8 protein-coding genes are annotated in these 9,561 nt (G+C 48.8%); all 8 read left to right on the top strand.

Annotated elements, in window-relative coordinates; translation table 11 throughout:
* A partial coding sequence (locus tag ACJAYR_RS14185) for a PLP-dependent aminotransferase family protein (protein WP_415237214.1) occupies positions 1 to 767 on the top strand: 767 nt, incomplete at its 5' end.
* Between the two features lie 166 nt (positions 768 to 933).
* Positions 934 to 2,481 carry an acyl-CoA synthetase gene (locus ACJAYR_RS14180; protein ID WP_415237213.1) on the top strand — a complete coding sequence of 516 codons (1,548 nt, stop codon included), beginning with the start codon at positions 934 to 936 and terminating at the stop codon, positions 2,479 to 2,481.
* A gap of 174 nt (positions 2,482 to 2,655) precedes the next feature.
* Positions 2,656 to 4,002, top strand: a complete 1,347-nt coding sequence (locus tag ACJAYR_RS14175; RefSeq protein ID WP_415237212.1) for an NAD(P)-dependent oxidoreductase — start codon at positions 2,656 to 2,658, stop codon at positions 4,000 to 4,002.
* A 14-nt stretch (positions 4,003 to 4,016) separates the two neighbouring features.
* A complete protein-coding gene (gene preA / locus ACJAYR_RS14170; protein ID WP_415237211.1) occupies positions 4,017 to 5,291 on the top strand; it encodes an NAD-dependent dihydropyrimidine dehydrogenase subunit PreA in 1,275 nt (424 codons plus the stop codon).
* Between the two features lie 14 nt (positions 5,292 to 5,305).
* Positions 5,306 to 6,541 (top strand): Zn-dependent hydrolase, encoded by a 1,236-nt coding sequence (locus tag ACJAYR_RS14165; RefSeq protein WP_415237210.1) that lies wholly within the window; start codon positions 5,306 to 5,308, stop codon positions 6,539 to 6,541.
* Between the two features lie 135 nt (positions 6,542 to 6,676).
* Positions 6,677 to 7,468, top strand: coding sequence for an ABC transporter ATP-binding protein (locus ACJAYR_RS14160; protein WP_407696679.1), 792 nt, complete (start codon positions 6,677 to 6,679; stop codon positions 7,466 to 7,468).
* A gap of 1 nt (position 7,469) precedes the next feature.
* Entirely contained in the window at positions 7,470 to 8,378 is a 909-nt protein-coding gene (locus tag ACJAYR_RS14155) for an ABC transporter permease (protein WP_415237217.1), read from the top strand.
* Entirely contained in the window at positions 8,375 to 9,511 is a 1,137-nt protein-coding gene (locus ACJAYR_RS14150; protein ID WP_415237209.1) for an ABC transporter permease, read from the top strand. The genes ACJAYR_RS14155 and ACJAYR_RS14150 overlap by 4 nt, the downstream gene beginning before the upstream one ends.
* The last annotated feature ends 50 nt before the right edge of the window (positions 9,512 to 9,561 follow it).

The following is a 9,561-nucleotide window of genomic DNA, read 5'->3' as shown; positions in this document are numbered from 1 at the left end:
AAAGTCTGGAAGAAGCCTTTAAAAAAGGCGCGCGGCTTTTTTACACTATCCCTGATTTCCAGAATCCGGGTGGCATGACAATTCCGGAAGATCGCCGCATACGGATTATCGAGCTGGCCCATCAGTATGACGTTGTTATTTTTGAAGATACGGCCTATCGGACCTTGTATTATGATGCCCCGCCGCCGCCTTCGTTGTTAGAGCTTGAAGGGGCGTTTCTGGGCAAAGGGCAATGGCAGGAAAAGGGCCTTGTTATTCAAATGGGCACAGCCTCAAAAACATTGATGCCCGCCTTGCGTGTCGGCTGGACGACGGCCCCCAAGATCATTTTGGATAAAATGGTTTTGTTGAAACAGGCGAATGATCTGCATACGTCGACCCTCAATCAGATCATCGCCCATGAGCTTTTTTCCAATGGTCTGGACGAACATGTTGCGATTTTAAGGGATGTCTATGGAAAGCGCCGCGATGCGATGCTGGATGCGTTGCGTCAGTATATTCCTAATAGTGCCAGCTACACTGTCCCCAAGGGCGGTATGTTCGTTTGGATTACGCTGCCTGAAGGGATGGATGCAAAAGATCTGCTTGAAAAATCCATTGCCCACGAAAAATTGGCTTTTGTTCCCGGTAAAGCGTTTTTTGCCGATGAAAAAGGGGCCAACACATTGCGTCTTTCTTTTTCGACCTGTTCACCTGATGTGATCCGCGATGGCATGAAACGACTGTGCGCCCTTATTCAACGAGAACAAATGGCGCAGGTTGCTTGATTTAATATCATGGTGCGAATTGATAAAAAGTCGGCTTTTGGCCGGCTTTTTACATTTTTGGGGTGATGTTAGGGTCGGCCTTTTCCCGCATTCTACAATTAGTTGCTTTTAATCGAAATTTTCTTTGGCTATCCTTTTATTATAAAAATAATAAAGGGAGGGGACCATGGGATCGGTTCGAGTATTTGACTGGTTGGAGCATCACGCAAATTTCCGGGGGACCGAAAAGGCCGTTTGTGATCTGGAAAGCGGGCGGTCCTATAACTGGATTGAATTCAATGATCGGTGTAGCCGGCTCGCCGGATATCTAAAACACGATTTATCCATCAAAAAAGGGGATCGGGTTGGGGTTTTAATGGCCAACTCAACCGATTTTCTGGAAATTCAGTTTGCCTGCAATAAGGTTGGCGCTGTGTTTCTGCCACTTAACTGGCGTCTAACGGTCCCTGAATTGGTGTTTATCGCGGGCGACGCTGCGCCTGAAATGTTGATTTGCGGGTCTGAATTCAAAGAGGTTGCCGATGCCGTCGCCGCCGAGGTGACCTGTGTCAGGCATGTGATTGAAGCAGATGGGGCGGGCGGAAAAACGGCCTATGAAGATGGCATATCGCGCAACACACCGCTGCCGGCAATTTCAGATCTAACGCATGATGATCTGGCGGCGATTATGTATACCTCTGGCACAACGGGCTTGCCGAAGGGGGCGATGATCACCCATGGCATGACCTTTTGGAATGCCATCAATCTGGGCATGCCCCACCGGATTTCGCCTGATACCGTTCATCTGTCCGTTTTGCCCCTCTTTCATACGGGCGGCCTCAATTGCTATACCAACCCCGTAATTCATGCAGGCGGCACTGTTTATATCATGCGAAATTTTGATCCTGTCGAATGTCTTCGGATTATCGGGGATCCTGACTATGGTCTAACCCATTTCTTTGGAGTTCCCGCGAATTATCAATTTATGGCGCAACAGCCTGAGTTCCAAAAAACCGACTTTTCGAGAATGAAAACGGCGGGCATCGGGGGCGCACCGGTACCTGTTCCGTTGTTGGAAACCTATCATGCCCGGGGCCTTTCAATTGCTCAGGGCTTCGGTATGACCGAGACCAGCCCCACGGTTCTGGGTTTGGATACAAGTGAGGCGATGGCTAAACCGGGTTCCACAGGAAAACCTGTTTTGCATAATGAAGTCCGCATTGTTGATGAAAATGGTGAAGACGTCGTCCCTGGTGAAATGGGCGAATTATGGGTGAGGGGGCCCAACATTACCCCGGGTTACTGGAACAGGCCTGATGCGACTGCCGAAACCATCACAGATGGTTGGCTGCACACGGGCGACGCCTGCCGGATGGATGAAGACGGGTTCTATTATATTCTGGATCGAACAAAGGATATGTATATCTCGGGTGGGGAAAATGTGTACCCGGCTGAGGTTGAAAATATCCTTTACCAACTCGACGATGTTGTGGAGGCGGCGGTTATTGGGTTGCCAGATGAAAAATGGGGTGAAACGGGATGCGCTGTACTTGTTTTAAAAGCCGGCTCCTCAGTGACCGAAAGTGATGTTTTGGCACATTGCAAATTACAATTAGCCAGCTTTAAGATTCCGAAGAATGTGACATTTGTGAAAGCCTTACCCCGAAATGCGACGGGTAAAATCCTAAAACGGACGCTTCGCGAGCAATTTGAGAAAGAGACAATATTACAATGATATACAAGGGTTTTCTAAACGGCCTTTTATAGATGTTCAGGGAAACGGAATAAAACCTGACCAGATGGTCAAATTATTTCTTGACCGTTTGGTCAGTTTCTAGCTATGGTTTTTTTATGGGAAAAACCGGCGCCATGCCGGGGTATAAGTTTAACTGGGCTAGGAACTATCAAGATGGGTGATATCGCAGATATCGCAGCCGGACGTCTGTCCGCTGACGAGCTCTCACAAAATTTTAAGGACATGTATCCGCCGCTAGATCCGCGGCAAGCTGGCATTGAAGCAAGCCGGTGTTATTTTTGCTTTGATGCACCGTGCATGGAAGCCTGTCCGACAGGGATCGATATCCCAAACTTTATTCGGAAAATTCAGACAGAAAATTATCGCGGTTCTGCCATCGATATTCTGACAGAGAATATCATGGGCGGTGCCTGCGCACGGGTTTGTCCGACTGAAATTCTGTGCGAAGAAGCCTGCGTGCGGACCACGCAGGAAAGTAAACCGGTTACAATTGGTAAACTGCAACGCTTTGCTACGGACTGGCTGATGGAAACCGGCGAGCAGCCTTTTGAACGGGCCGCTTCAACCGGTAAAAAAATCGCTGTCATCGGGGCAGGGCCTGCCGGTCTTTCAGCGGCTCATCGTCTGTCGATGCTCGGACATGATGTTGTTGTGTTTGAAGCAAAAGAAAAAGCTGGCGGACTGAACGAGTATGGCATTGCAGCCTACAAAGTTCCCAACGATTTTGCGCAGGAAGAAGTCAACTTCATATTAAGCCTTGGCGGTATCGAGATCAAATATGGTCAGGCGCTTGGTAAGGACATTTCACTCGCTGGATTAAAGGCAGAGTATGACGCTGTCTTTTTTGGTGGCGGTTTAGGCGCGGTGCGGTCTCTTGGCCTTGATGATGAAAATGTCAGCGGTGTTTATAATGCGGTCGACTTTATCGCTCAGCTACGTCAGTCATCCACGAAAACAGACGTTCCGATTGGGCGCAAGGTTGTGGTTATCGGCGGTGGTAACACGGCAATTGATATGGCTGTGCAGGCGAAACGTTTGGGGGCAGAAGAAGTGACCCTTGTGTATCGCCGGGGGCCTGACGCCATGAGCGCCACCCATCACGAACAGGAATATGCACAGATTAACGGCGTAACCATTCGTCACTATGCCAAACCATCGCGAATATTGTCATCTGATGGTGTCGTGACAGGCATGGAGTTTGAATATACTGAAATTGGCAACGACGGTAAGCTGAACGGCACCGGCGAAACCTTTACCCTTCAGGCAAATATGGTGTTTAAAGCAATTGGACAGGTCTTTGTTGCCGACCCTGTTACGGAAGAGGCCGCGTGCCTTGAAGTGCAGGATGGCCGAATTGTTGTCAATGACGACAAAGCAACCTCCATTAGCGGAATTTATGCAGGCGGAGACTGCATTTTGGGCGGAGAAGACCTGACAGTAGCCGCTGTTCAGGACGGTAAACTTGCCGCCCATGCAATCGACAAATATTTAAGCGCCTGAGGAAGGATTATAAAATGGCAGACCTAAGCTATGATTTCGTAGGAATCAAAACCCCCAATCCTTTCTGGCTGGCCAGTGCGCCTCCGACAGACAAGGAAATTAACGTTGTTCGTGCCTTTGAAGCAGGCTGGGGCGGCGTTGTCTGGAAGACGTTGGGTGAAGACCCGCCGGTGGTGAATGTCTCATCTCGTTATGGTGCCATCAATTATGGTGGTCAGCGGATGGCAGGGCTGAATAATATCGAACTGATCACAGATCGTCCGCTGGATGTTAATCTGGAAGAAATCAAACGGGTTAAAAAAGCATGGCCGGATCGGGCGATCATCGTGTCGTTGATGGTCCCTTGTGAAGAGGAGCCGTGGAAATATATTCTTGGACGGGTCGCAGAAACCGGCGCCGATGGGATCGAACTGAATTTCGGTTGTCCGCATGGCATGTCAGAACGCGGCATGGGTGCCGCGGTTGGTCAGGTTCCTGAATATGTAGAAATGGTAACGGCCTGGTGCAAACAGCATTCAGATATGGCGGTTATTGTTAAATTGACACCCAACATAACGGATATCCGTCAATCTGCTCGTGCGGCAGTGCGCGGCGGGGCAGACGCGGTTTCTTTGATTAATACAATCAATTCGATTGTGAATATTGATCTGGATATCATGGCGCCGACACCCACCGTGGACGGAAAAGGCGCTCATGGCGGTTATTGCGGCCCTGCCGTGAAGCCAATCGCATTGAATATGACTGCCGAAATCGCGCGTGATCCAGAATGTCAGAATATTCCAATGTCAGGCATTGGTGGTATTTCAAACTGGCGCGATGCTGCCGAGTTCATTTCACTCGGATGCGGAACCGTTCAGGTGTGTACTGCCGCCATGCATCACGGTTTTAAAATCGTTGATGATATGAAAACGGGTCTGTCAAACTGGATGGATAGCAAAGGGTACAAGACCATTGATGATTTCCGCGGCCTTGCGTCGGGGAACGTCACGGACTGGAACCAGCTGAACATGAACTATGACGTTAAGGCGCTGATTGATCAGGACAAATGTATCAAATGCGGGCTCTGTCATATTGCCTGTGAAGATACGTCCCATCAGGCCATCACAGCAGGTCGTGTTGATGGCGATCGTCGTTATGAAGTGGTTGACGAAGAATGCGTTGGCTGTAACCTGTGCCAATTGGTCTGTCCAGTTGATGAATGTATTACGATGGTCGAACAGGACAACGGGAAACCGTATATGAACTGGAATCAGGATCCGCGTAATCCTCACCGTTCAGCAGCAGAATAAGTGGTGAATTGATAATGAAAAATATGAATGTGACAGGGGATCGTCTTTGGGACAGTCTCATGGAAATGGCGAAAATCGGCGGAACAGAAAAGGGCGGCTGTTGCCGCCTGGCTCTCACCGATCTTGATAAAGACGGCCGGGACCTTTTTTCTAACTGGTGCAAGGAAGCTGGATGCACCATTAAAGTGGATAAAATGGGCAATATCTTCGCTCGTCGGGCCGGTCAGGATGATGATTTGCCCCCTGTGATGATGGGCTCCCATCTGGATACTCAGCCGACCGGCGGTAAGTATGACGGTGTTTACGGTGTTCTCGCGGGTCTTGAGGTTCTTCGGACACTCAATGACTATGATGTAAAGACCAAGCATCCGGTTGAAGTTGCGGTCTGGACAAATGAAGAAGGATCCAGATTTGCGCCAGCCATGGTGTCTTCCGGCGTTTTCGCTGGTGTCTTTGATTTGGATTACGGCCTCAGCCGGGCCGATCTTGACGGAAAGACCATGGGCGAAGAACTCGCACGTATCGGTTATGCCGGTGATGAAGAAGTCGGGGGCCGCGAGATTAAGGCATTTTTTGAAGCTCATATCGAGCAAGGTCCTATTCTGGAGCATGAAGAAAAAACAATTGGCGTTGTAAAAGGCGCTCAAGGGCAACGCTGGTACGAAATTAAAGTAACCGGTCAGGAGGCCCATGCAGGCCCAACACCGATGGCCCGCAGAAAAGATGCTTTGGTGGCTGCCTCAAAAATCGTAACAGAGGTTAACCGGATTGGACTGGACAATCAGCCATATGCCTGTGCAACAGTGGGTTTGATACAATCCAGCCCCAATTCCAGAAATACCATTCCGGGTGAAGTGTTCTTCACTGTTGATTTCCGCCATCCTGACGATGAAATTTTGTCTAAAATGGATCGGGAGCTTCGTGAATATTCTGAAAAAGTCACTTCAGAAGGCGGCTTTGAACTGGAATTCGAACAAATCTGGTATTCGCCACCTGTTGCTTTTGATGAAGATTGTGTCAAAGCAGTTCGGCACGGTGCAGAAATGGCTGGTTACAGCCATATGGACATCATTTCCGGTGCTGGGCATGACGCCTGCTATATCAATCGCGTTGCCCCGACCGGGATGATTTTTGTTCCGTGTGAAAACGGGATCAGTCATAACGAACTTGAAGAAGCCACCCCAGAAGATCTTGCTGCCGGCTGCAATGTTTTATTGCATGCGGTTGTGGAACGGGCGAATGTAGCGTAACAAGTGTAATCGAAAAGAGTACGTTGTTCAGGATGGGAACCTTTCTGTAAAAGAAAGGTCCTGACTGCGTTTGTATAAGAGAGGTAAAGCATTGGGATGCACCGATCATTGGGGCCTGACGAAGGGACAAATGCGATGACTGATATGGGAAAACCGGTCATCGAGATCGAAAAGCTGAATTTAATATTCGAGACACCGGATGCTCCGGTTCACGCATTGAGTGATGTGGATCTAACGATCAATGAAGGGGATTTTGTTTCTTTTATTGGTCCATCGGGTTGCGGTAAAACGACGCTTATGCGCGTTATCGCCGATTTGGAAAAACCGACGAATGGAACGATTTCTGTTAATGGAATGACACCGCAACAGGCCCGTGAGAAGCGCGCTTATGGCTATGTGTTTCAGGCGCCCGCGCTTTATCCATGGCGGACGGTTCAGAAGAACATCATGCTTCCCCTTGAAATCATGGGGCTTTCCAAAGAAGAGCAGCTGGCGCGAGCCAGAAAAAATCTGTCGCTGGTCAATCTGGAAGGTTTCGAAAAAAAGTTTCCATGGCAGTTATCGGGAGGGATGCAGCAGCGTGTATCCATTGCGCGGGCTTTGTCGGTTGAACCTGACCTTCTTCTAATGGACGAGCCATTTGGGGCATTGGATGAAATCACACGGGATCATTTGAACGAACAATTGCTCCGGTTGTGGGATCAAACAGGGAAAACGGTTATTTTCGTAACCCATTCTATTCCAGAATCTGTGTTTCTTTCTTCGAAGATTGTCGTGATGTCACCACGGCCTGGTAAGATTACCGATGTCATTGATTGTAATCTTCCAAGGGACCGAACGCTGGATATTCGAGAAACACCGGAATTTCTGGAAATAGCCCATCGGGTCCGCGAAGGGCTTAGGGCAGGACATTCATACGATGACTGATATGGCACTTAATCCAGCGGGTGCCACAGTTTGGCAGAGGCTCTATTACGGAAAAACGCTGCCAGTTCTAACAGTTCTGCTCAGTCTTCTTGTTATTTGGTATGCCGGGGCCGTCTATTTAAACAAAGATACCCTGATTTCCAACTACGAACGCAACGAAATTTCCTGGGATGCAGAAAAACTGGTTTCGGATGCATGGGCGATGGAACGACCCATCTTGCCGGCCCCGCATCAAATCGCGACCGAAATCAACAAAACCGTCTTTCAAAAGAAAATCACCTCAAAACGCAGCCTTGTTTATCACGCCTGGGTGACCACCTCGGCGACGTTACTTGGTTTTGGTTTGGGAAGTGTCTTAGGCATTTTGCTGGCGGTCGGCATTGTCCATGTTCAGACACTGGACCGTAGCCTGATGCCATGGGTTATTGCCTCCCAGACCATTCCAATTCTGGCAATTGCGCCGATGATTATTGTGGTGTTGGGGAATTTGGGTATTACGGGGACAATTCCGAAATCCATTATCTCCATGTATCTGTGCTTTTTCCCGATTACCATTGGCATGGTGAAGGGGCTTCGTTCTCCCGATGTTCTGCAAATGGATCTGATGAGAACCTATAGTGCCTCAACAGCTCAGATTTTCTGGAAGTTGAGAGTCCCTGCATCGGTTCCGTTTTTGTTTACATCCCTGAAAGTTGCTGTCGCTATCAGTCTTGTTGGCGCGATCGTTGGTGAACTGCCAACGGGCGCGGTCTCTGGTATTGGTGCGCGGTTGCTAAGCGGATCCTATTATGGACAAACCATTCAGATATGGTCGGCGTTGATCGTGGCTTCGGTTTTGGGAATGTTGCTGGTTTATCTGGTATCGGTAATAGAAAAAATTGTGATGGGTAAAATGGGATATAGGACATGATCAGGACGATATCTCAAGATCGCCCCATGTTGGTTTTTCTGATACTGGGACTACTTTCCCTGTTTCTTCCCGTTGGTATGGTGGAAGAGGCAGGTTTTGGCTGGACCAATGATTTGTCCGCCCTTAGTTTGGCGGTCATCGGGCTGGTAATCGCCGTTTTTTATATGTTAACACGCCCAACCGGCAGGGTGGGTGCCCTGGTGGTTATTGCCGGGGTTATAATTGCAGCGGCAGCACCGCTTGCCTTAATCGAAGCAAATACCGTTCATTCTTTTAGTGCTTACGGACTATGGTTGTTTGTGATCGGGTTGGGATTTTATGCCTGGCGTGCCATGGAACATATGTCAGGGCAAGTGAAGGATAGCAAGCTTCTGTCCCTTGTGGTTCCAGCGTTGTTTGGCATGTGGCTATTATACATCTGGCAGGTGGTGACAACCGGTTTCAAGGTACCTTCGGTCTTGCTGCCCAGCCCGGATTTGATCGGGTTGGCTTTTATGGCAAATCTGGACATATTGGCCGGTGATTTTTACCAGACTTTTGTTAAATCCGTGCTGAGCGGGTTTGCTTTTGGGTGCGGATCAGGGTTTTTGGTCGCCATTCTCGTTGACAAAATTCCGTTCATGCAACGGGGCCTGTTGCCTTTGGGCTCTTTGGTCAGCGCTATCCCGATTGTTGGTATTGCACCCATTATGGTGATGTGGTTCGGGTTTGACTGGCAGTCAAAAGCGGCAGTAATTGTTGTTATGACCTTCTTCCCCATGCTGGTGAATACGCTGGCAGGTTTGGAGGCCACCAGCCATCTGGAAAAGGATTTGATGCGGTCTTATGCAGCGTCTTATTTTCAAACTCTTTTCTTCGTCAGATTGCCAAATGCGTTGCCGTTCATTTTTAATGCGCTGAAGATTAATTCCACGCTGGCGTTGATCGGGGCGATCGTTGCCGAATTTTTTGGAACACCAATTGTCGGGATGGGATTTCGTATTTCGACAGAAGTAGGAAGAATGAATGTGGATATCGTTTGGGCGACAATTGCGGTTGCAGCGGTCGCTGGTTCGTTATTTTACGGTATTCTTGCAATAATTGAGCGGTCACTTACTTTCTGGCACCCCTCATATCGGAGTTCAAGAAGCTAGACGCTGAAGAATTTATACAGGATAATAAAGATAAAAATAATAAGGGAAGA

This window comes from Sneathiella sp. (assembly GCF_047631475.1).
Classification (GTDB): domain Bacteria; phylum Pseudomonadota; class Alphaproteobacteria; order Sneathiellales; family Sneathiellaceae; genus Sneathiella.
The sequence above is the reverse complement of the archived record's forward strand: the minus strand, read 5'-3'. Positions and strand labels throughout refer to the sequence as shown.